This window comes from Aestuariibaculum scopimerae, assembly GCF_059428085.1.
This window is the reverse complement of sequence record NZ_CM182089.1, coordinates 30001-50235: the sequence shown is the minus strand read 5'-3', so window position 1 is coordinate 50235 and position 20235 is coordinate 30001. Positions and strand designations below refer to the sequence as shown.

The 20235-nt window shown below is 36.1% G+C and carries 22 protein-coding genes and 1 tRNA gene (1 of these 23 only partly in view); 10 read left to right on the top strand and 13 right to left on the bottom strand.

The annotated features are described in order from the left end of the window. Positions 1-56: 56 nt before the first annotated feature. From AC5SR4_RS00240 to AC5SR4_RS00225, 4 genes are all read right to left on the bottom strand, one after another. Positions 57-1250: a FecR family protein gene (locus tag AC5SR4_RS00240; RefSeq protein WP_495357539.1), complete on the bottom strand. Its 1194-nt coding sequence runs from the start codon at positions 1248-1250 to the stop codon at positions 57-59. A gap of 92 nt (positions 1251-1342) precedes the next feature. Then, the gene (locus AC5SR4_RS00235) at positions 1343-1900 is read right to left on the bottom strand and encodes an RNA polymerase sigma factor (protein WP_495357538.1); all 558 of its coding nucleotides are present in this window, start codon (positions 1898-1900) and stop codon (positions 1343-1345) included. Positions 1901-2179: 279 nt separating this feature from the next. Further along, a complete protein-coding gene (locus AC5SR4_RS00230) occupies positions 2180-3649 on the bottom strand; it encodes a T9SS type A sorting domain-containing protein (protein ID WP_495357537.1) in 1470 nt (489 codons plus the stop codon). 303 nt (positions 3650-3952) lie between these two features. Continuing rightward, positions 3953-4025: transfer RNA gene (locus tag AC5SR4_RS00225), tRNA-Lys, on the bottom strand. Between the two features lie 131 nt (positions 4026-4156). Between AC5SR4_RS00225 and AC5SR4_RS00220 the strand changes: the two genes are divergently transcribed. Then, positions 4157-4678, top strand: coding sequence for a shikimate kinase (locus AC5SR4_RS00220; protein ID WP_495357536.1), 522 nt, complete (start codon positions 4157-4159; stop codon positions 4676-4678). On the opposite strand, the gene AC5SR4_RS00215 is transcribed toward AC5SR4_RS00220, so the two are convergent. Continuing rightward, positions 4670-5173 (bottom strand): phosphoribosyltransferase family protein, encoded by a 504-nt coding sequence (locus tag AC5SR4_RS00215; protein WP_495357535.1) that lies wholly within the window; start codon positions 5171-5173, stop codon positions 4670-4672. The genes AC5SR4_RS00220 and AC5SR4_RS00215 overlap by 9 nt on opposite strands. Before the next feature lie 32 nt (positions 5174-5205). Further along, positions 5206-5577 (bottom strand): RNA-binding S4 domain-containing protein, encoded by a 372-nt coding sequence (locus tag AC5SR4_RS00210; RefSeq protein ID WP_495357534.1) that lies wholly within the window; start codon positions 5575-5577, stop codon positions 5206-5208. A gap of 186 nt (positions 5578-5763) precedes the next feature. Here AC5SR4_RS00210 and AC5SR4_RS00205 point away from each other — a divergent pair, with 186 nt between their 5' ends. Then, positions 5764-6711 carry an FKBP-type peptidyl-prolyl cis-trans isomerase gene (locus AC5SR4_RS00205; RefSeq protein WP_495357533.1) on the top strand — a complete coding sequence of 316 codons (948 nt, stop codon included), beginning with the start codon at positions 5764-5766 and terminating at the stop codon, positions 6709-6711. Between the two features lie 60 nt (positions 6712-6771). Here AC5SR4_RS00205 and AC5SR4_RS00200 read toward each other — a convergent pair whose 3' ends face one another. Next, the gene (locus AC5SR4_RS00200; RefSeq protein WP_495357532.1) at positions 6772-7407 is read right to left on the bottom strand and encodes an outer membrane beta-barrel protein; all 636 of its coding nucleotides are present in this window, start codon (positions 7405-7407) and stop codon (positions 6772-6774) included. Between the two features lie 207 nt (positions 7408-7614). Here AC5SR4_RS00200 and tgt point away from each other — a divergent pair, with 207 nt between their 5' ends. The 6 genes from tgt to AC5SR4_RS00170 all read left to right on the top strand — a co-directional run bounded on the left by tgt (position 7615) and on the right by AC5SR4_RS00170 (position 14740). Then, complete coding sequence (gene tgt / locus AC5SR4_RS00195) at positions 7615-8745, top strand: tRNA guanosine(34) transglycosylase Tgt (protein WP_495357531.1); 1131 nt, start codon at positions 7615-7617, stop codon at positions 8743-8745. Between the two features lie 4 nt (positions 8746-8749). Further along, the gene (locus AC5SR4_RS00190; RefSeq protein ID WP_495357530.1) at positions 8750-9832 is read left to right on the top strand and encodes an LptF/LptG family permease; all 1083 of its coding nucleotides are present in this window, start codon (positions 8750-8752) and stop codon (positions 9830-9832) included. After that, positions 9819-10715 carry a DMT family transporter gene (locus AC5SR4_RS00185; RefSeq protein ID WP_495357529.1) on the top strand — a complete coding sequence of 299 codons (897 nt, stop codon included), beginning with the start codon at positions 9819-9821 and terminating at the stop codon, positions 10713-10715. The genes AC5SR4_RS00190 and AC5SR4_RS00185 overlap by 14 nt, the downstream gene beginning before the upstream one ends. Before the next feature lie 69 nt (positions 10716-10784). Then, positions 10785-11735 (top strand): acetyl-CoA carboxylase carboxyltransferase subunit alpha, encoded by a 951-nt coding sequence (locus tag AC5SR4_RS00180; protein ID WP_495357528.1) that lies wholly within the window; start codon positions 10785-10787, stop codon positions 11733-11735. A 172-nt stretch (positions 11736-11907) separates the two neighbouring features. After that, complete coding sequence (gene dnaB, locus AC5SR4_RS00175) at positions 11908-13449, top strand: replicative DNA helicase (RefSeq protein ID WP_495357527.1); 1542 nt, start codon at positions 11908-11910, stop codon at positions 13447-13449. Positions 13450-13555: 106 nt separating this feature from the next. Beyond that, on the top strand, positions 13556-14740 hold the full coding sequence (locus tag AC5SR4_RS00170; protein ID WP_495359129.1) for an asparagine synthetase B: 1185 nt from the start codon (positions 13556-13558) through the stop codon (positions 14738-14740). Between the two features lie 4 nt (positions 14741-14744). On the opposite strand, the gene AC5SR4_RS00165 is transcribed toward AC5SR4_RS00170, so the two are convergent. Further along, entirely contained in the window at positions 14745-15182 is a 438-nt protein-coding gene (locus tag AC5SR4_RS00165; protein ID WP_495357526.1) for a hypothetical protein, read from the bottom strand. Positions 15183-15325: 143 nt separating this feature from the next. Between AC5SR4_RS00165 and AC5SR4_RS00160 the strand changes: the two genes are divergently transcribed. After that, positions 15326-15748 carry a secondary thiamine-phosphate synthase enzyme YjbQ gene (locus AC5SR4_RS00160; RefSeq protein ID WP_495357525.1) on the top strand — a complete coding sequence of 141 codons (423 nt, stop codon included), beginning with the start codon at positions 15326-15328 and terminating at the stop codon, positions 15746-15748. Between the two features lie 51 nt (positions 15749-15799). Here the strand turns inward: AC5SR4_RS00160 and AC5SR4_RS00155 are convergent, their stop codons facing one another. After that, a complete protein-coding gene (locus tag AC5SR4_RS00155; protein WP_495357524.1) occupies positions 15800-16909 on the bottom strand; it encodes a hypothetical protein in 1110 nt (369 codons plus the stop codon). A 220-nt stretch (positions 16910-17129) separates the two neighbouring features. Here AC5SR4_RS00155 and AC5SR4_RS00150 point away from each other — a divergent pair, with 220 nt between their 5' ends. After that, positions 17130-18269 (top strand): carboxylate--amine ligase, encoded by a 1140-nt coding sequence (locus AC5SR4_RS00150; protein ID WP_495357523.1) that lies wholly within the window; start codon positions 17130-17132, stop codon positions 18267-18269. Between the two features lie 123 nt (positions 18270-18392). Here the strand turns inward: AC5SR4_RS00150 and rplT are convergent, their stop codons facing one another. The 4 genes from rplT to thrS form a co-directional block, all read right to left on the bottom strand. Beyond that, a complete protein-coding gene (gene rplT, locus AC5SR4_RS00145) occupies positions 18393-18737 on the bottom strand; it encodes a 50S ribosomal protein L20 (protein WP_495357522.1) in 345 nt (114 codons plus the stop codon). Positions 18738-18888: 151 nt separating this feature from the next. Then, positions 18889-19086 carry a 50S ribosomal protein L35 gene (rpmI, locus tag AC5SR4_RS00140; RefSeq protein WP_119029238.1) on the bottom strand — a complete coding sequence of 66 codons (198 nt, stop codon included), beginning with the start codon at positions 19084-19086 and terminating at the stop codon, positions 18889-18891. A 65-nt stretch (positions 19087-19151) separates the two neighbouring features. Beyond that, complete coding sequence (gene infC / locus AC5SR4_RS00135; RefSeq protein ID WP_495359127.1) at positions 19152-19700, bottom strand: translation initiation factor IF-3; 549 nt, start codon at positions 19698-19700, stop codon at positions 19152-19154. Between the two features lie 31 nt (positions 19701-19731). Then, positions 19732-20235: the 3' portion of a threonine--tRNA ligase gene (gene thrS / locus AC5SR4_RS00130; RefSeq protein WP_495357521.1), read on the bottom strand. Its footprint extends 1431 nt past the window's final position; only the last 504 of its 1935 coding nucleotides appear in the window; its start codon lies off the right edge, out of view; the stop codon is at positions 19732-19734.

The window sequence follows — 20235 nt, the reverse complement described above, 5'->3', positions numbered from 1 at the left end:
TTTAGTTGTTGGTTTAGTTTAGCTTTTTTTCATATAGTCTGCTTTTTTAAGATTAATTAATTTATCGATACAATATTATCTGTTATGCTGTATTTGATGTTAAAACTATCACTGAAATAGCTTAATATTTTTTCTATAGGCTCATCTTTAAAATTGGCATTAAAGATTTCGTTTTTTAATGGCTCATTATTGATATTTATTTTCATGTTATAATGGCGCTCCATTTTTTTAGCAATATTTTTAAAGGACATATTTCTAAAAAACAATTCCCCTTGCCTCCAGGAAGTATAAATTTGGGGGTTAACCTTTTCTGTACTTATATTTAGGCTTTCTTTATTAAGAGTTCCTTTTGTACCAGGAACTAGCATGGTGCCTTCCTTTTTTGTTTCGGTATTTTTATACATGGCAACAGAACCTTCGACCAAAACAACATCAGAATGCGAATCTTCAGGATAGGCAGAAATATTAAATTCTGTTCCTAGTACTTCTACATTTAGATTATCTGAATTAACAATAAAAGGATGTTCAGCATCTTTAGTCACCGAAAAAAATGCCTCGCCGTTTAAAAATACTTGGCGGTCTTGCCCCTTTATAAACTTAACAGGGTATTTTAAAGATGAGCCTGAATTTAGTTGTACATTGGTGCCATCTGACAATTGAATTTCAAACCGTTTCCCATAAGGGATTTTTAGTGTATTGTAAACCACAGTTGTTTTATTAACCGCATGCTTATATACCAGCTGGCTTCCTTTTTGTTCCCCTATAATGTTGCCTTCAGAATCTACCAGTTGGTTTGAACCATCTTCGTTAATGATTTGAATGTTACCATTCTCTAATTGAAGTGTAATGCTTTCGGAAGGAATAACGGCTTCTTTTTTGCTATTGAAAAACCCATTTTGATAAAAATATCCAATGGCTAAAAGCAAAGTCATAATGGCTGCGTATTTAAAGACAGTAGCAGTTGCTTTTAAAGACTTAATCCTAAAAGTGGCTTTTTTTGGTGTAGCAAGTTCCTTAGCGGGCTTTTCTAGCTTTGATAAAACACTTTCCCACGCAGCATCTTTATCAAGAATCTTAATAAATTGTATTCTTCTTGATCTCTTGTAAATTTGCAAATGATCAATAAAGAATTGTTTATTTTTTGGGTCATTATGTAGCCATTTCTTTAGTTCTAAAAACTCCGCTTCACTTATGTCTTCAGATATGTAATTTGAAATGAGCCTAATAATGTAAGGACTGATCGTTTTCATTTTGGGTTTTAAAAGTGTGTTATTTTAACATTAACATGTTCTATATTAACTATAATAACAAAAACCCAAAAATGGGTGACAAAAAAATAAACTTATTTAATAGAAAAGTATAATACGATGATTCCCAAAGCATTTCTAAGCTGCTTTAAAGCTCTGGAATGATGTGTTTTAACAGTGTTTATAGAAATGCCCAGTTGGTATGCAACTTCTTTATATTTAAGATTATCCAGTACAATGGCCTTGAACACTTCTTGACTTTTTTTAGGTAAAGCCGCAACCTCTTTATGCAATCTATGCTTTTCTTCTTCCAATAACATTGCATTTAAATTTTCATCTATTATCAAGTTGTTGACCTGATTTTCTATATCTTCAAAACGATATTTAGATTTTTCTTTTATGGCTAGAAGCGTATTGTTTTTAACACATTTATAAAGATATGGGCCGATAGCGCCTTCAAGTTTCATGTATAGTTTTTCATCCCAAAGTTTAACAAATAAATTTTGGACAATATCTTCGGCCAAGACAAAAGAATCGCAATACTTTAGTGCGTATGTGTTTAATGCCACATAATATAAATCAAATAACTCCTTAAAAGCGTCGGGATCTCCAAGTTTAAGCTTCTCTAAGATGTATAAGTCATTTGTCTTCATAACGCAAATGTATTCTTCATGAAAAGTGTAATTTATTTTTTTATTTACAAAGGACTATCCTGTACTGTGCTGTTTTATTTTTCTTGATAAAATGATTGGAGATAGGGCTTTGTTGTAGATGTCTGATTAAAAAATGCTTGCAGATAATAATAGAGCGTATAAAACAAAGCTAATAGTTAAAAAGTGATTTTATCTGGTACGCACCGAATTAAATCATACTAAAAAATGAACTTAAATGAAGGTAAAACAGAATAAACATTTATTAGACGTTCAATATAACTATTCTACAACTAATTTCTTAGCTAATATACCATTTTCGGTCTCTATTTTAATGTAATAAACACCTTTGGTTAAATGGTTTACCGGTATTTTTAGAAGGTTAGATGTTAAAATCATTTCTCCTAAGGTATTGTATAAATTTACTCGTTTTAACTGTGCATCTGCATTTAGCTTAATATTTATCATATCACTAACAGGATTAGGAAATACGTTGAAAACATTTATCCCAAGATTTTTTACAGATAAAACTCCTCCTAATTCATAAACACGTACTTGTCCTTTATCGATCGCATCGCCATCATTATATGGAGCGCCAATTGCTACTCGCGTTCCATCATTGGATAAACTAACGCTCCATCCTGATAAATCACTTGAAGATTCCCCATTCATATCACTATTTAAATCAATCCAATTTGTACCATCGTAGTCAAAAACCTTAACTTTACCAGAGTCATCTAAATTACCATATGGAGCACCAATTACCACTCTGGATCCATCGCCGGATAAACTAACACTATAACCAGATCTATCGTCTATTCCCTCTCCATCGATATCGCCGCCCAACAGAACCCAGTCCGTTGTATTATATTCATAAACACGAACATGACCAGCCCGAAAACCGTTATCACTATTACTATATGCTCCAATAGCCACAATTGATCCATCATCGGATAGACTAACACTGCCACCTGATAAGTCGCCTGCTGCTTCGCCATCAATGTCATTCCCTAATTGAATCCAAGCGGAACCATTGTATTCAAAAATACGTGTATGACCCGCTCCATCCCCATTGCCATCATTAAGTAAGCCTCCCACAGCTAGCCTATTGCCATCGCTGGATAAACTGAGACTAGATCCAAACCAATCTCCTTCAGCTTCCCCATCTAGGTCACTCCCTAATTGGATCCAACCGGATCCACTATATTCGTAAACACGCACGTGACCTGCCCAATAGCCATTATCACTGTTATTATAGGCCCCTATTGCAACCCTTAACCCATTGCTGGACAGACTAACTCTAAAACCCGAATAATCATCAGCTGCTTCACCATCAATGTCACTTCCCATCTGAATCCAACTACCACTATCATATTGAAAAACTCTCACATGACCAGCATCATTACCACTACCATCATTGGCATATGCACCAATAGCTACAATTGCCCCATCATCTGATAAACTAACACTTCCTGAATGGTCTTCACCGGCCTCCCCATCAATATCTCCACCTAATTGAATCCAAGCGGAACCACTATATTCAAAAATGCGTGTATGCCCTGACCAATATCCATTTCCACTATTAGAATAAGCACCTATAGCTAAACGTAAACCATCTCCCGACAAACTAATACTCTCACCAGATATATCATTTTGGGCTTCTCCGTCAATATCACTGCCTAATTGCATTTGTGCATTAAAATTTACACTTATAAAAAAAAGAATAACTGTAGTAAAATAAATTTTATTCATAATAATTTTGTAATGGTAGAATTAATAAATGTTTAATCTTTTTTAAAGATTTTTATAAAAAACAGGAACTAAAAGTACTACATCAAAATTTTATAACCTAATAATTTTTTCAGGTTGGTTATGTACTTAGTTATGGTATTCTGATTACCAATATTTTTTATTTTTAAAAAATATTCAAATCCGATAATAAATTTCAAGTCCATTTCAATAGTTTTACTTGATATCAATTGAAAGTATAGAAAATGAAAAAGCCTGTAAATAAATATTTTACAGGCTTTTTAAGTATTCCGTAACGTTATTTTGTGACCGGGCTGGGGCTCGAACCCAGGACCCTCTCCTTAAAAGGGAGATGCTCTACCAACTGAGCTACCAGGTCATTTTGTTTCTCCGTTACGGGGTGCAAATATAAAACCTATTTTTAATTAAACAAGCCTTTTTTTAAAGATTTTTTTCGTTTTTTTGCCACTTGAAAGCGTATGTTTTTAATAATCAATTTATAGCATAAAAATGATTTTAGTTTTAATTGGCTACATGGCTTCTGGGAAGTCTACCATAGGAAAAATCTTGGCAAAGACCTTGGGCTATGATTTTATGGACTTAGATGCCTATATAGAAGCACAGGAACAAGCTACCATTGCTGAGCTATTTAAAAACAAGGGCGAAATCTATTTTAGAAAGGCAGAAGCAAGGCACTTAAAAGCACTTTTGGATTCCAAAACCAATTTGGTGCTGTCCTTGGGTGGCGGTACGCCCTGCTACCATAATAACATGGAACTTATTTTAAGTGCGCCCCATGTAAAGAGTGTATATTTAAAAGCTACGATACCTACTTTGGTGGCCCGCTTAAAACCCGAGAAAAGCAAGCGCCCCCTAATAGCCCATATTGAAACCGATGCCCTGCTTACGGAGTTTATTGGTAAACACCTGTTTGAGCGTTCGCCCTTTTACAGTATGGCACACGATACGTTAACGACCGATAATAAAAAGGAGCAGGATATTGTAGAAGAACTGGTTTTAAAACTATTCTAATACCGCTTTAAAGGTTTTGCCTTCTAGCACCACATTAACATGCTCATGCAGGGAAGTAGATAGTGAAATGCCTTTAAAATCGGCTTTAACCGGATATTTCTTATGGTTTCTGTTAACCAATACCGCCGTTTTAAATTGCTTCAGTGGGACCTCTAAAAAATGCCTAACACCATAAATAAGGGTAGTTCCAGAGTTTAGTACATCATCTACCAACACCAATGATTTGTTTTGGTAGGCTTCAGGAGGAATGGAAGTTTTAATGGGCTGTGATGGATTTTTTTTGTCCATGCTTACCTTGCAAAGTACCGGGGTAATGTCTGAGATATTTTGCAGCACCGTTTTTAGTTTTTTGGCAAAAATATAACCATTGGTATCAATGCCAGCTAAAACCACTTCGCTTTCATCTACATTGTTCTCGTAGATTTGAAATGCAATGCGTCTTATTTTATGAATAATCTCATCATGGTTTAAAATCACGTTATTGGTAACAGTCATAATTTTTACTCTATTGTATGTGCGGTATAAAATTACTCATTTTCATCTTTAAAATCATCAATATCCCGTCTATCTTTTTTTGTGGGTCGGCCCGTCCCTTTTTTGCGGTAGTAGTCCTTAGAAAATTTTAAGAGTTCGCGGGCTTCAAATTGATCCTTAGGGGTGGTATCGGTTCTATAAATATCTACCAATTTGGCACCCACACGGCTTTCTGGAATATCATTGACTCTCAGTTTATAGTTTATTTGGTCTTTTCGCAGCTCAATAACATCCTGTGGATATACCTCTCTGCTGGGCTTTACCACATCGTTATTAACTTTAATATGCCCTTTTTTACAGGCCGTTGTTGCCAAACTTCGGGTTTTGTAATAGCGAACACACCATAAATACTTATCAACACGCATATTATTTAATGTAAAAACTACGTTAATGTTGTTGTGCAGGATTATATTAAAATTGTATCTTGCGACCTCAAAAATAGTAAATAAGTTTGATTGACAATTTACGATTTACGATTGCTTTACGGATATTAAAAAGTGTATGGTAAGCGTGCATCTATATTGAAACTTAAAAACTGAAACAAAAAATACATGAAATTGAAGAATATAGCCCTAATGCTAATGTGTTTAACAATTGGTATTGTATCCTGTAAAAAAGATGATGATGATGGTGGAGAAGTGATAGATACTACCAGAGATAGAGCTGAGCAACAATTGGCAGACAAAGATTCCTTGGTTAAATACCTAACCGAGCATTATTACAATTCTACGCATTTGGATACCTTGCCAGATCCCAATATACAAGACATTATTATTACTAAACTTGGTGCTACGGAATTGGTTCCTGAAGGACACACGTTGTTGTTGGATGCCGTGGGAGAACCAAAATCCATTGTATACGCCGATACCGATTATGAGTTTTATATTCTTGAAATTAATAAAGGTGGTGGGGCAGAGTCTCCTACTTTTGCCGATAACGTATTGGTTAATTACGAAGGATTTACGTTAAGCAATAATATTTTTGATAACTCTGTAAATCCCGTAATCTTCGATTTAACATCGGTGATACCGGGTTGGCGCAAGGTGATGCCTTATTTTAATGTAGCGGCATCGTTTACCGATAATGAAGATGGTACGGTAGATTTTAAGGACCACGGTTTGGGCGTGATGTTCTTACCTTCTGGACTAGGTTACTTTTCTGGTGCCAGTTCTGGAATATCGTCGTATTCATGTATAAACTTTAAGTTTGAATTGTTGAAAACGGCCGTAAATGATCACGATGGTGATGGTGTGCCTTCTTATATGGAAGATTTAGATGGTGATGGTGAGTTTGTCGTTAATTTTGAAAATGCTGATGATGAGACGGATGATGATACCGATGGTGACTTTATACCCGATTATGCAGATAGTGATGATGATGGTGACGGTATTCCTACCAAAAATGAGGATATTGATGGTGATGGCGACCCAACGAATGATATAGGGAAGAATGGCATTGCTAAGTATTTAGATCCTGAAGAAATAGAATCAAATCTATAACAAAACAATTATTAAGTGTTAAATAAAAAAAGCCTCGTCAATTGGCGAGGCTTTTTTGTGTTATAAAATAAGTGATAAACTTAAAATTAATTGATCGGGTCGGGTATCAATCCTGCTTGTATCAATACCATTGTTATCTAAAAAGGTGGCCTCATTGTCGCTAAATCCGCGCTCATATCTTAAGTCGATACCAACTTTATTTAAATTAAGGCCAATACCAAAGTTTAGCCCCACGGTTAAATCGTTGTCAACATCATCAATAGAAATACCATCAAACTCAGTGTCTAGGATATATTGAAACGAAGGACCGGCAAATACACTAACGGGACCTAAAACTTTTAAACCAACCAATAAAGGGGCATCCAGTTTTTGCATTTTAAAACTATCATCGTCATAATCACTTTTGGTTTTAGTATAAACCAGTTCAGGTTTAAAATACAATTCATTCCCTATTTTACCGAAAAAGCCAAAGTGGTACCCTATATTTCTATCGGGATTTTTGGAAGTAGCGCTTATAGATTGAAAATAATGTCCATTGGCATTGTAGTTTAATCCAGCTTTAAAACCAAAACCTGTAGCAGTTTGTGCTAAACTGGTTGCTGGTACAAATGCTATTGCCAATAAAATAAAAAAGAGGGATTTGCTTGCAGTACTTTTACCTTTAAAGTCCTTGCTCAATTTTTTTAAACATTTCATAAATAGTTATTTTATAGATTTGACTTCTTACTAATCAAAAACGTTGCCAAACCGATTATATTATCGGTAGCTTGTATAATTCTTTTATTTATGGCAAGCTAATGATTTTGTTAAATGACAGCAAAAATCCATACACTTTAGTGGTGCCAAAGCTATATATAAATAAAAAAATATGTAGGTTTGCCAATCGAAGAATTATTTAAATAGATGCAATTTCAATTAGAGGCCAAAGATTCACAAAGCAAAGCGCGCGCTGGTAAAATGACAACCGATCATGGCGTTATTGAAACCCCCATTTTTATGCCCGTTGGTACAGTGGCTACCGTTAAAGGGGTGCACCAAAGGGAGCTAAAGCAAGACATTAATCCTGATATCATTTTGGGAAATACTTACCATTTGTACTTGCGCCCGCAAACCGATATTATTGAAAAAGCTGGCGGACTCCATAAGTTTATGAACTGGGACCGTAATATTTTAACCGATTCGGGTGGGTATCAAGTTTATTCATTGTCCGCCAATAGAAAGATCAAGGAAGAGGGTGTTAAATTTAAGTCGCATATTGATGGTAGTTACCATGTGTTTACTCCAGAGAATGTGATGGAAATCCAGCGAAGCATAGGTGCCGATATTATCATGGCTTTTGATGAGTGTACGCCATATCCGTGTGATTATAGGTATGCCAAGCGTTCTATGCACATGACCCATCGTTGGCTAGACCGTTGTATAAACCATTTAGAGAAAACACCTTTAAAATATGGGTATAATCAAGCCTTTTTTCCAATTGTACAGGGAAGTACCTATAAGGATTTAAGGCAGCAGTCTGCCGAGTATATAGCCAATGCCGGAGCTGTTGGAAATGCCATTGGTGGCTTATCGGTTGGCGAACCAGCTGAGGATATGTATGCCATGACCGATGTGGTTTGTAACATTTTACCAGAAGATAAACCCCGTTATTTAATGGGGGTTGGTACCCCTATCAATATTTTAGAGAATATAGCGTTAGGTATAGATATGTTCGATTGCGTAATGCCAACCCGTAATGCCAGAAACGGTATGCTGTTTACAGCGCATGGAACGATAAATATTAAAAATAAAAAGTGGGAAGCCGACTTTTCGCCTGTAGATCCTATGGGGATTACTTTTGTAGATACCGAATATAGTAAGGCCTATTTAAGGCACCTGTTTTCGGTAAACGAACTCTTGGGAAAACAAATTGCTACCATACACAATTTAGGCTTTTATTTGTGGTTGGTTCGCGAAGCAAGAAAGCATATATTAGCAGGAGATTTTAGAACTTGGAAAGACACCATGGTTAAGCAAATGGATAATCGTTTATAGCTAAATGAAAATACTGGATTGGTACATATTAAAGCGCTATTTGTTTACATTCTTTATGATGTTGCTGCTTTTTATTCCCATTGGAATTACGGTACACTTGGCAGAAAAGATTGGGCGTATTCTAGAAAACGAAGTGCCCGTTGGCGAAGTTATGATGTACCTGTTGGATTTTACCATCTATTTTGCCCACTTACTGTTTCCGCTGTTCTTATTTTTGTCCGTTATATGGTTTACATCCAAACTGGCAAATAATACCGAGGTCATTGCCTTTTTAAGCTCGGGGGTATCCTTTTCAAGATTTTTAAGACCCTATATGATTGGGGCTTCTATGGTTGCTGTACTGGCCATTGTTATGGGCCTGTATTTGGCACCCAAAGCCAGTGAAGGGTTTAACGACTTTAGTTATAAGTACCTTAAGAAAGGGAAAAACAAGTTTGAAAACACCAATGTAGATGTATTTAGGCAAATTAACGACAACGACATTATTTATGTAAGCAGCTTTGATGTTAAGAATAAAAACGGCCGGGATTTTACCTTGGAACATTTTGAAGGCAATGAACTAAAGTACAAAATAACGGCTACTAACATTAGGTATATGGAAGAAGATTCTATTTACCGATTAACCAGCTATGCCAAGCGGTATGTGGGTGAAAATGAAGACACCATTGAATTTGAAAAGCGTAAGGACACGCTGTTTAATTTTGATGTAGAAGATTTAATCCCCGTTATTTATGCAGCAGAAACAAAAATGTATGGCGATTTAAAGCGTTTTATTGCTAAAGAAGAAGCGCGTGGCTCCTCCAATGTGGGACGTTTTAAATTGGTGCTTTACAGAAAGTGGAGCTTACCGGTATCGGTGTTTATATTAACCATTATTGCTGTTGCAGTATCATCTATAAAACGCCGTGGTGGTATGGGGGTAAACCTAGCCGTTGGTATTTGTATAGCCATGGTATTTGTGTTTTTTGATAAGATTTTTGGTGTTATGGCAGAGCAATCTGATTTTTCGCCTCTTGTGGCCGTTTGGTTTCCCAATGTCCTTTTTGGTATTTTAGCCATTTACCTATTACAGAATGCTAAGCGCTAGTTTAAAAAATTACCTGCACCTTCATGTTTTGGTTTTTATAGCTGGGTTTACGGCTATTTTAGGCGAGCTTATTACCATTACGGCCGTGCCTTTGGTTTGGTTTAGAATGGTTATGGCAAGCATTTTAATGTTTGTATATATTAAAGTGGCTAACATTACATGGTATGCCAAGCCACAATCCATTTTGCGGTTTTCATTGGCAGGTATTATTATAGCACTGCATTGGATTACATTTTTTGGTGCTATTGATGTTGCTAATGTATCTATTGCCCTGGCCATGTTTTCTACAGGAGCTTTTTTTGCATCGCTTATAGAGCCCATTATCTACAAACGCCGTATTGTTTGGTACGAAATCTTATTTGGTATATTAGTCATTATAGGTGTTTACATTGTTACCCAAAGCGAAGCACGGTATACAAACGGTATTGTTTTAGGCATTTGCTCGGCATTTCTGTCAGCGCTTTTTGCAGTGTTGAATGGAAGTTTCTTAAAGCAGCATACCGCAACGGTTATTTCTATTTATGAGTTTTTAAGTGGGGTGCTGTTTTTAACCTTGTACATTGCTTTTTTTGGTGATGGGTTCTCCATCAGCTTTTTTAAATTAAGCCTTTCCGATTATAGTTACCTATTTATTTTAGCATCGGTATGCACGGCATATGCTTTTATAGCGGCCATTTACGTTATGCGGCAGATTAGCCCTTACACCGTAGTGCTTACCTTTAATTTAGAGCCTGTTTACGGCATAGCAATGGCTGTGGTATTGTTTCCAGAGAAAGAACAAATGAGTCCCTCATTTTATTACGGAGCCCTTATTATTATTGTTACGGTATTATTGAATGGTGTGCTAAAAAGCTTTAGAAAAGTAAAAAGAACACCATCTTAGCTGTGTAACATAATTAAAGTTTTTATATTTGTAGGCTAACTACAATTAATAGCATTAATTAAAATTCTTATGGAATACTTAGAATTTGAACTCCCAATAAAAGAATTAGAAGACCAGCTACAAAAATGTCGTGTTATTGGAGAAGAAAGTGAAGTGGATGTTACAGAAACATGCGCTCAAATAGAGAAAAAATTGGCTGCGGCCCAAAAAGACATATACAAAAACCTAACCCCCTGGCAACGCGTACAGTTGTCTAGACACCCTAACAGACCATATACACTAGACTATATTAAAGCGATATGCGGTGATACGTTTTTAGAACTACATGGCGATAGAAGCTTTAAAGATGATAAGGCCATGATAGGAGGTTTGGGTAAAATTGGTGATCAAAGCTTTATGTTCATTGGTCAGCAAAAAGGGTACAATACCAAAACACGCCAATACAGAAATTTTGGAATGGCCAACCCTGAAGGCTATAGAAAAGCGTTGCGCTTAATGAAGTCTGCCGAAAAATTCGGTATCCCAGTAGTGACGCTTTTAGATACTCCTGAAGCTTATCCTGGTTTAGAGGCCGAAGAGCGCGGACAAGGTGAAGCTATTGCCAGAAACATTTTGGAAATGACCCGTTTAAAAGTACCAATCATTACCATTATTATAGGTGAAGGCGCCTCTGGTGGCGCCCTTGGAATTGGTGTTGGCGATGTGGTGTTGATGTTGGAAAACACTTGGTATTCTGTAATATCTCCAGAATCCTGTTCATCCATCTTGTGGCATAGTTGGGAATTTAAAGAGCAAGCTGCTGAAGCCTTAAAATTAACGGCCACCGATATGAAAAAGCTTAAATTGGTAGACGGTATTATTAAGGAGCCACTAGGAGGTGCGCATCGTGATAGAGAAAAAACATTCACTTCGGTTAGCAATGCTATTGTAAAACATTTTAACACACTTAAAAACTTATCACCAAAAGATTTGGTTGAAAAGCGAATGGAAAAATATACCGATATGGGGGTATATAAATGATATTACCCTTAAAACCATCACAAAGTAAAATCTGATGTTACTGGCATCAGGTTTTTTTTGTGCTTATTCACAATTTTTTTAAGTTATTAACAGTTAGATTGTTAAAGACCAGTTAATAATAGAAAATTATTTTCTGTTCAATAACAAGTTCTTTTTAGTTACTTTCGTAGTTATGAAACAGCCCGATCATATTAAAGGATACAAGATAGATAAAAGCACGATCATTAACCTAGAGAAGGGTAAGATACCACCGCAAGCACTTGATTTAGAGGAAGTTGTATTAGGTGCTATGATGATTGATAAAAAAGGGGTTGATGAGGTTATTGATATTTTAAGTCCTGAGGCGTTCTACAAAGAGGCCCATCAACACATCTTTGAGGCTATTTTTCAGTTGTTTGAAAATAGTGAACCCATTGACTTATTAACTGTTTCAACACAATTAAAGAAAAGCGCAAAATTAGAATTGGTAGGAGGCGATTTTTATCTTATTTCGCTTACACAAAAAGTATCCTCTTCAGCACATATTGAGTTCCATGCACGTATTATTCTGCAGAAATTTATCCAACGTAGTTTGATTAAAATTTCCAGTGAGATTATTGAGGATTCCTATGACGAAACCAAGGATGTTTTTGACCTTTTGGATAAAGCTGAAGCAAAACTATATGAAGTTACTCAAGGCAACATTAAGAAGTCCAGTGAAACGGCTCAAGATTTGGTTATACAAGCCAAAAAGAAGATCGAGGAGATTTCCAATAAAGAAGGGCTTAGTGGTATTCCAACAGGGTTTACCAAGTTGGATAAACTAACATCTGGTTGGCAACCATCTGATTTGATTATTGTAGCAGCACGTCCTGGTATGGGTAAAACGGCTTTAACGCTTTCTATGGCACGAAATATTGCTGTAGATCAAAACATTCCTGTTGCATTTTTCTCTTTAGAGATGGCTTCGGTACAATTAATAACCCGTTTAATTTCAAGTGAAACGGGCTTATCGTCCGAGAAATTAAGGACAGGAAAATTGGAAAAACATGAATGGGAACAACTAAATGTTAAAGTTAAGGGACTGGAAAAAGCACCGCTGTTTATTGATGATACCCCGTCGCTTTCTATTTTCGATTTGCGAGCTAAGGCTAGACGTTTATCATCGCAACATGGTATTAAGCTAATCATGATCGATTATTTACAGTTGATGACGGGGGGTAGTTCGCATGGCGGAAACCGGGAGCAGGAAATATCAATGATATCTAGAAACCTAAAGGCTTTGGCCAAGGAGCTGGATGTGCCTGTAATAGCCCTATCGCAATTATCGCGTGCCGTTGAAACCCGTGGTGGGAGTAAACGACCACTATTATCCGATTTACGTGAATCTGGTGCCATAGAACAAGATGCCGATATTGTAAGCTTTATTTACAGACCAGAGTATTATAAGATTGATGAGTGGGATGACGAGGAACGCTCTCCAACCGAAGGACAGGCCGAGTTTATTGTCGCTAAGCACCGTAATGGTGGGTTGGAAAATATTCGTTTAAAATTTATTGGGCATTTAGGTAAGTTTGACAATTTGGATGATTTTGATTCTCCCTTTGAATTCCATTCCAAAATGAATGCAGCTGCCAACGATGACACCTTTAAATCAGACAACTTTAAGGCGAATCCTGATGAAGCTTTTGGTAGCTCTTTTAATGAGGACGATGAGAGTGATGTACCATTTTAACTAATCGCAATTTTTGATTACCTTTCGGTCTATGAAGAAGACCCTGATTATTCTATTGTTTTTATGCCTCTCTATCAATGCATTTGCATCTTATGTGCTTATTCCTATGGATGCAGAGAGTCAAAAAAACCATTTAAAGGCCTACGGACTAACGTATTGGGTACTAAGTAAAGAACTAAAAGTAAAGTGGTTGCTTAACTATCGTGGCGGTTCTTTTTTATTGCCAGATACTGAAACCATACAACGCGAATGCCAAATTAGGGGTATTTCCTTTGAAGTGATTTCAGATGCCAAAACAGAAAGTATTCTTCAAGACATTAGTAGCCCCAGCCAGAACATGGAAGCAGTGGTTTTAGAAAAGGCACCTAAAATAGCGGTTTATACACCTTATGGCAACCAACCTTGGGACGATGCTGTAACCATGGTTTTACAATATGCCGAGATACCCTATGAAACGGTATATGATGAAGAAGTGCTTAACGATGGCTTGTTGTTGTTTGATTGGTTGCATTTGCACCACGAGGACTTTACGGGGCAATATGGGAAGTTTTATGGTGCTTACCGAGCTGCCTCATGGTACATAGAAGAAAAAAAGGCTGCAGAGGACTTGGCTGCAAAACTGGGTTATAGTAAAGTTTCTAAAGAAAAGCTGGATGTAGCCCTTAAGATTAGGGATTATGTTATAGGTGGCGGGTTTATGTTTGCCATGTGTAGTGCTACCGATAGTTTTGATATTGCTTTATCGGCTGAGGGCGTTGATATTTGTGAACCCATGTTTGATGGCGATGGGAGTGATGCAGGATACCAAAACCTTATTGATTACAGTAAAACCTTTGCGTTTACAAATTATACTTTGGAACGAAGCCCTATGGTTTATGAGTTTTCCTCTATAGACATGACGCGTAAACGTATGGTGCCCAAGACTATCGATTACTTTTCACTCATGGAGTTTTCGGCAAAATGGGACCCAGTTCCAACCATGTTATGCCAAAATCACACTGCTTTAGTTAAAGGGTTTATGGGACAAACCACCTCCTTTACACGTAATGAGATAAAATCCAATGTTTTGGTTATGGGGGAAAACAAATCCAATGGCGAAGCCAAATACATTCATGGTATAAAAGGAAAAGGATTCTTTACCTTTTATGGCGGACACGATCCTGAAGATTACCAACACCGGGTAGGGGATTCCAAAACCGAACTCGATTTACATCCTACCTCACCTGGCTATAGGTTAATACTTAACAATGTTTTATTTCCAGCAGCCAGAAAGAAAAAACAGAAGACCTAATTAATTATTCATCAACAACCAAAGTTCTTTTGAAAGTGTATATAAAGCCATCTGCACCAGCACCACTGGAGGTTGTGTTTTCGTCAATCACTAGTTCCGTTTGCGAAATGGTATAGGCGCCTAGTTCTGTACCATCAATAGACAAGTAATAGTTATCGGTATCATTGGAAACAGAAAAAGAATAGGTGCCAGAATCCAATCCGTCTTCAAGCGTATCATCGGTATTATTGTTTTCAACTGTTAGTATCCCGTTTTCGTCATTAAAAGTCCAAACAATATCATCCAATTCAAAATCGTTATCTACGCCTTCCAAACCTCCTGACACATTAACCAAGTGCCACAATATTTTTACATCGGGAGTTTCACTATTATCGTCATTATTTATAGAACAACTTGTTAATGCAAGTACACTTACGAGCACTATTAAAAAATATTTTTTCATAAAATTTAATCCGTTTGTTTTTATTTAGATGGTAAAGCTATAAAATGGTTGCGTAAAAAATCGTCTTTTTTATAGAGAAGCGTTATTTTTAAAGTTAAAAGCTACTTAATAGAACATAAAACCTAAAACCAAAAAGCAACATTATGAAATTTTACCAAAAGCCCATAATGCTAAAGCCTTACCCAAGAGGCTTTCATTTAATATCTGACACTATTATAGAAGCCCTGCCCGAAATACGAGATATAAATATAGGACAGTTGCAGGTGTTTATTAAACATACTTCCGCCAGTTTAACTATTAATGAGAATGCCGACCATACGGTGCGTAGCGATTTTGAAAGTCATTTTAACACTATGGTTCCAGAAAACGCTCCTTATTATAAACATACTTATGAGGGGCCTGACGACATGCCAGCTCATATAAAAGCATCGTTGTTAGGAGCTTCTTTGCAAATACCCATTACGAATGGGCAGTTAAATCTTGGAATTTGGCAAGGTATTTACTTATGTGAACACCGTGATTATGGAGGTAAGCGTTCACTAGTACTAACGGCCTTTGGGGCATAAAAAAATCCGATTCTATAAGAATCGGATTTTTTAAATATATGTTACTGTTAATTATTGTGCAGCTGCATATTGAAAATAGGTAGCCCAATTATTTCCAGGGAAATCACATCCAGCACCCCAAGCAGTTTCATCACACTCACCACATGGTGCAGGAATGGTAATGAATACAGATTGCTTGTAATCGGTTGGCACCAATACAATTACAACATCCTCTCCACAGCTAGGAACATAGTCGGTATGTTCTAAAGCCATAGCTACTAGCATGTCAATTCTATCATTATCGTATGGTCCGGTATATAAACACTCAAAACATACACTATCATCTATAAGATTCCAAATAGCAATTTGAATATCACCAAATGTATAGTTACCTAATTCAGGAGTGGCTTCCATACCTAAGAAACCTTGGTTCATAAGCCAGTTAACGGCACCAAAGTTCCCTGGTTTTTCAAATTTCCCTGCAGGTAATGTTTCATAAGAAGAGTAAACATCGGCAGTAAAACACTCGCCATCATTTAATGAGGCATCTTGATCGGCACACCAAGCATCGAAAGCACCAGATAAAGAATTTTCAGGAGCGATTTCTATGTTAAAGTAGCTGTCTACAGCTTCTAGACCTTTTTCTGTTACACAAACTTCTACTTGAGCTGGTAAAGACGCTTCAAAAGCCTCAGTTGTAATATCTGTTACACAGTTTACAACAGCATGAGCAGCAATATACATCCCTTTAGAAGTTGGAACCTCATACATAAAAGAAGTTATACAACCGTGAGATCCAGAATATTCAAATTGTCCAGGAATAGGATTGCCAGATTTTGTCATAGGAAAATCATAAGGCGACTTAACTACAGATAAATGCGTTGAGGTCAAGCAGTAACCTTGTTCAGTTATATTATACGTGATTTCGTAGTTATCGCCTACAACTTCAACAGATACGTTACCTACCAGCATGTTTTGGCCAGCATATAAGTCAGTGGTTTCGTAAGTTGAAGTACAGTCCGCAAAAGTTATAGATGGTGCACCTTTTTTGGCAGCTAAATTTGCGTCTGCAGATAATGATGCGTCTTCGGCTCCTAGTTGTTCTGTTTGACAACTATAAAGACCAAAAATGAGGGCAAGACAAACTAATAGTCCATAGTGATTAATTAATTTTTTTTTCATAATAAATAGCATGGTTAAAATTATTATTAAATTAAATATGAATAGTTTTTATTCATACTGCGATTAATCAATTTAAAATAACAACATAAATGTATAGCATTTAAGAGTATATCATTTAAATTTTAGATGACTACGATTAAATAATCGTTTAAATGTGTATTTTCGCTCTTAATGAAATTACTTTAGTTTTACTTGGGTAAAGGGGTTTATTAAATGGCTTATGAAGTATGATAAGAAAACGATATCGGTTTTAATTCCTGATGGCGATAGCCACTTGTTGATTTATGTAGTTAATAGTTTATCGCACATTAAAGGGCTTAAAGTTTACATCATGTCTGGGCAAAAGCAAATTCCTATGCGATACTCTAGGTATGTTCACCATTTTGCATATTACCCTGATCCTGATTATGAAACGAAATGGATAGCTAATATAAATAAGGAACTAACAGCCCACCAAATAGATGTGCTAATGCCCATATTTGAAAGGGGTATAGAAGCCGTTATAAGACACAAGGATAAAATTACGCATTATGAAACCCTGTGTGTTTTGCCTTCTGCCAATAATTTTGAAACAGCCCTGAATAAAGGTAAGCTAGCTGCTCATTTAAAGCGTAATAACATACTAGCTCCAGAAACCGCTATTTATATACCTGTATCTGGATTAAAAAAGATAGATACCTACAAATACCCTGTAATAGCAAAGCCTGTTAAAGGCTATGGAGGAGGGCAAGAAGTGCGTTTGTTTAAAGACCCGGATGCATTGCAATATTACTTTAAAAACCATACGTTTACTTGCAATCATATTGTACAGGCTTATATTGAGGGATATGATATTGGTTGTAGTGTGCTGTGTAAGAATGGAGAAATAATAGCATACACCATGCAAAAAGCCATAATGCATGCCGATAATCCTTTTGAGCCATTGTGGGGGGTTAAATTGGTTTATGAGAATGCTTTGTACGACTGTGTTACAGCATTAATGAAATCCCTAAATTGGTCTGGTGTCGCTCATGTAGATTTTAGGTATGATGTAAATACCAAGACATTTAAGGTAATTGAAGTAAACACCCGATTTTGGAGATCATTGGATGCCTCTTTAATGGCGGGTGTTAATTTTCCCTATTTATATTGTATGGCAAGCTTAAATAGGCCTTTTGAATTACCTACCTATAAACATATTGAACATTTGGGATTAAAAGGTTTGGTAAGGCGTATAAAAAATAACGTATTCTTTGTTTTTAGGTTAAAATACCTTTTAAATAACACGCCTATTATATATGCGTTAAAAGATCCGTTGCCTATGATATATAAATATGTAAGTCGAACAAAAAATATTGTGATGCGGCGTTTAAGAGGCTAATTTAAAGACTGGAGGTAAGCACTCACTAGTACTAACGGCCTTTAGGGCATAAAAAAATCCGATTCTAAAAGAATCGGATTTTTTATTAAGCGAATTAATATGTTTAACAATAGGCGAAACGCCTTATTTTACTTTCTCTATTACAGCTTTGAAAGCCTCTGGGTTATTCATTGCTAAATCGGCTAAAACTTTACGGTTTAAATCGATATTGTTAGCTTTTAATTTACCCATAAATTGAGAATAAGATAAACCATGTTCTCTGGCACCAGCATTAATACGTGTGATCCATAAAGCACGGAATGTTCTCTTTTTGTTTCTGCGGTCTCTATACGAGTAAAGCATGGCTTTATCTACCGCATTTTTTGCTACTGTCCAAACGTTTTTACGTCTTCCAAAGTAACCTTTTGCTTGTTTTAGAACCTTTTTTCTTCGGGCTCTTTTTGCTACAGAATTTACTGATCTTGGCATAATTTTAATTGTTTTTTGTAGTAGGCGGTCTTATGTTGTCGGTTGTTTGTTATTGGTTTCTAGAAACTCTTAACTCTTAACTCTTAACTTTTAACTCTTTTTAAGGCCTAACTCCAGGGTTTATAATTTATTTAACCAGTTAAATAGTTTGTTACTTTAAACGTAACATCAATTTAACATTATCTTCGTCTGACTTGTGTACTAACGTATCATGAGTCAGAGCTAACTTACGCTTTTTAGACTTCTTTGTTAAGATATGACTTTTAAAAGCGTGCTTTCTCTTAATCTTACCAGTACCCGTTAATTTAAAACGTTTTTTGGCACTGGATTTAGTTTTCATTTTAGGCATTTTCTTCCTAGGTTTTAATTATTTCGCTTAATTATCTTTAATGCTGTATAACTATACAGCGCTATTTATTTTTTGGGAGCAATGAACATCGTCATACGTTTTCCTTCCAAACGAGGCATTTGCTCTACTTTTCCATACTCTTCAAGGTCTTGTGCTAATCGCAAGAGCAATATTTGACCTTGTTCTTTAAATATGATGGAACGCCCTTTAAAGAATACAAAAGCTTTTAACTTAGCCCCTTCTTTTAAGAACTTTTCAGCATGTTTCTTTTTAAATTCATAGTCATGGTCATCGGTTTGCGGACCAAAACGTATTTCTTTAATAACAACTTTAGTTGCTTTGGCCTTTAAAGCCTTATCACGTTTCTTTTGCTCATAAAGAAACTTCTTGTAATCCATAACTTTGCATACAGGAGGATCGGCATTTGGAGATATCTCTACAAGATCAAATCCTTGATCGTCTGCTATTTTTAAAGCTTCTTTTATAGAGTATATACCAATTTCAACATTATCGCCAACAAGACGAACCTTTGGTGAGGTAATCTTGTTATTAATTCTGTGTTTGTCCTCTTGTGAAACCCTTTTTTGGGGTTGTGATCTTCTTCTAATTGCTATGGCCTTATCCTTTTTTAGTTAAACTTATTTTTTAAAACGGTTTGAGCGTTTTATTAATATCATTTTTAATAATTTTTGAGAAGTCTTCTATAGAAATCATTCCCAAATCTTCACCACCATGCTTACGCACAGTTATTTTATTTTCTTTTTCCTCTTGTTCACCTATTATGAGCATATACGGATATTTTTGCATTTCGGCTTCCCGAATCTTTTTTCCGATAGTTTCATTTCTATGGTCAACAAGGGCGCGAATTTCGTCATTTTCTAGCAAATTTAAAACTTTTTCAGAGTATTTTTCATATTTCTCGCTAATTGATAGGATAATAGCCTGTGTTGGCATTAACCAAAGTGGGAAATTACCAGCAGTATGCTCAAGTAAAATGGCTATAAAGCGTTCCATGCTACCAAAAGGAGCTCGGTGGATCATGATAGGACGGTGCAATTCATTATCACTGCCCTTGTATGTTAATTCGAAACGTTCGGGTAAGGTGTAATCTACCTGAATAGTTCCTAATTGCCATTGCCTACCTAAGGC

Excerpts from the sequence above, each read along its gene's own strand:
- AC5SR4_RS00240 (WP_495357539.1), bottom strand. The coding sequence starts at position 1,250 with ATGAAAACGATCAGTCCTTACATTATTAGGCTCATTTCAAATTACATA.
- AC5SR4_RS00235 (WP_495357538.1), bottom strand. The coding sequence starts at position 1,900 with ATGAAGACAAATGACTTATACATCTTAGAGAAGCTTAAACTTGGAGAT.
- AC5SR4_RS00230 (WP_495357537.1), bottom strand. The coding sequence starts at position 3,649 with ATGAATAAAATTTATTTTACTACAGTTATTCTTTTTTTTATAAGTGTA.
- AC5SR4_RS00220 (WP_495357536.1), top strand. The coding sequence starts at position 4,157 with ATGATTTTAGTTTTAATTGGCTACATGGCTTCTGGGAAGTCTACCATA.
- AC5SR4_RS00215 (WP_495357535.1), bottom strand. The coding sequence starts at position 5,173 with ATGACTGTTACCAATAACGTGATTTTAAACCATGATGAGATTATTCAT.
- AC5SR4_RS00210 (WP_495357534.1), bottom strand. The coding sequence starts at position 5,577 with ATGCGTGTTGATAAGTATTTATGGTGTGTTCGCTATTACAAAACCCGA.
- AC5SR4_RS00205 (WP_495357533.1), top strand. The coding sequence starts at position 5,764 with ATGAAATTGAAGAATATAGCCCTAATGCTAATGTGTTTAACAATTGGT.
- AC5SR4_RS00200 (WP_495357532.1), bottom strand. The coding sequence starts at position 7,407 with ATGAAATGTTTAAAAAAATTGAGCAAGGACTTTAAAGGTAAAAGTACT.
- tgt (WP_495357531.1), top strand. The coding sequence starts at position 7,615 with ATGCAATTTCAATTAGAGGCCAAAGATTCACAAAGCAAAGCGCGCGCT.
- AC5SR4_RS00190 (WP_495357530.1), top strand. The coding sequence starts at position 8,750 with ATGAAAATACTGGATTGGTACATATTAAAGCGCTATTTGTTTACATTC.
- AC5SR4_RS00185 (WP_495357529.1), top strand. The coding sequence starts at position 9,819 with ATGCTAAGCGCTAGTTTAAAAAATTACCTGCACCTTCATGTTTTGGTT.
- AC5SR4_RS00180 (WP_495357528.1), top strand. The coding sequence starts at position 10,785 with ATGGAATACTTAGAATTTGAACTCCCAATAAAAGAATTAGAAGACCAG.
- dnaB (WP_495357527.1), top strand. The coding sequence starts at position 11,908 with ATGAAACAGCCCGATCATATTAAAGGATACAAGATAGATAAAAGCACG.
- AC5SR4_RS00170 (WP_495359129.1), top strand. The coding sequence starts at position 13,556 with ATGGATGCAGAGAGTCAAAAAAACCATTTAAAGGCCTACGGACTAACG.
- AC5SR4_RS00165 (WP_495357526.1), bottom strand. The coding sequence starts at position 15,182 with ATGAAAAAATATTTTTTAATAGTGCTCGTAAGTGTACTTGCATTAACA.
- AC5SR4_RS00160 (WP_495357525.1), top strand. The coding sequence starts at position 15,326 with ATGAAATTTTACCAAAAGCCCATAATGCTAAAGCCTTACCCAAGAGGC.
- AC5SR4_RS00155 (WP_495357524.1), bottom strand. The coding sequence starts at position 16,909 with ATGAAAAAAAAATTAATTAATCACTATGGACTATTAGTTTGTCTTGCC.
- AC5SR4_RS00150 (WP_495357523.1), top strand. The coding sequence starts at position 17,130 with ATGAAGTATGATAAGAAAACGATATCGGTTTTAATTCCTGATGGCGAT.
- rplT (WP_495357522.1), bottom strand. The coding sequence starts at position 18,737 with ATGCCAAGATCAGTAAATTCTGTAGCAAAAAGAGCCCGAAGAAAAAAG.
- rpmI (WP_119029238.1), bottom strand. The coding sequence starts at position 19,086 with ATGCCTAAAATGAAAACTAAATCCAGTGCCAAAAAACGTTTTAAATTA.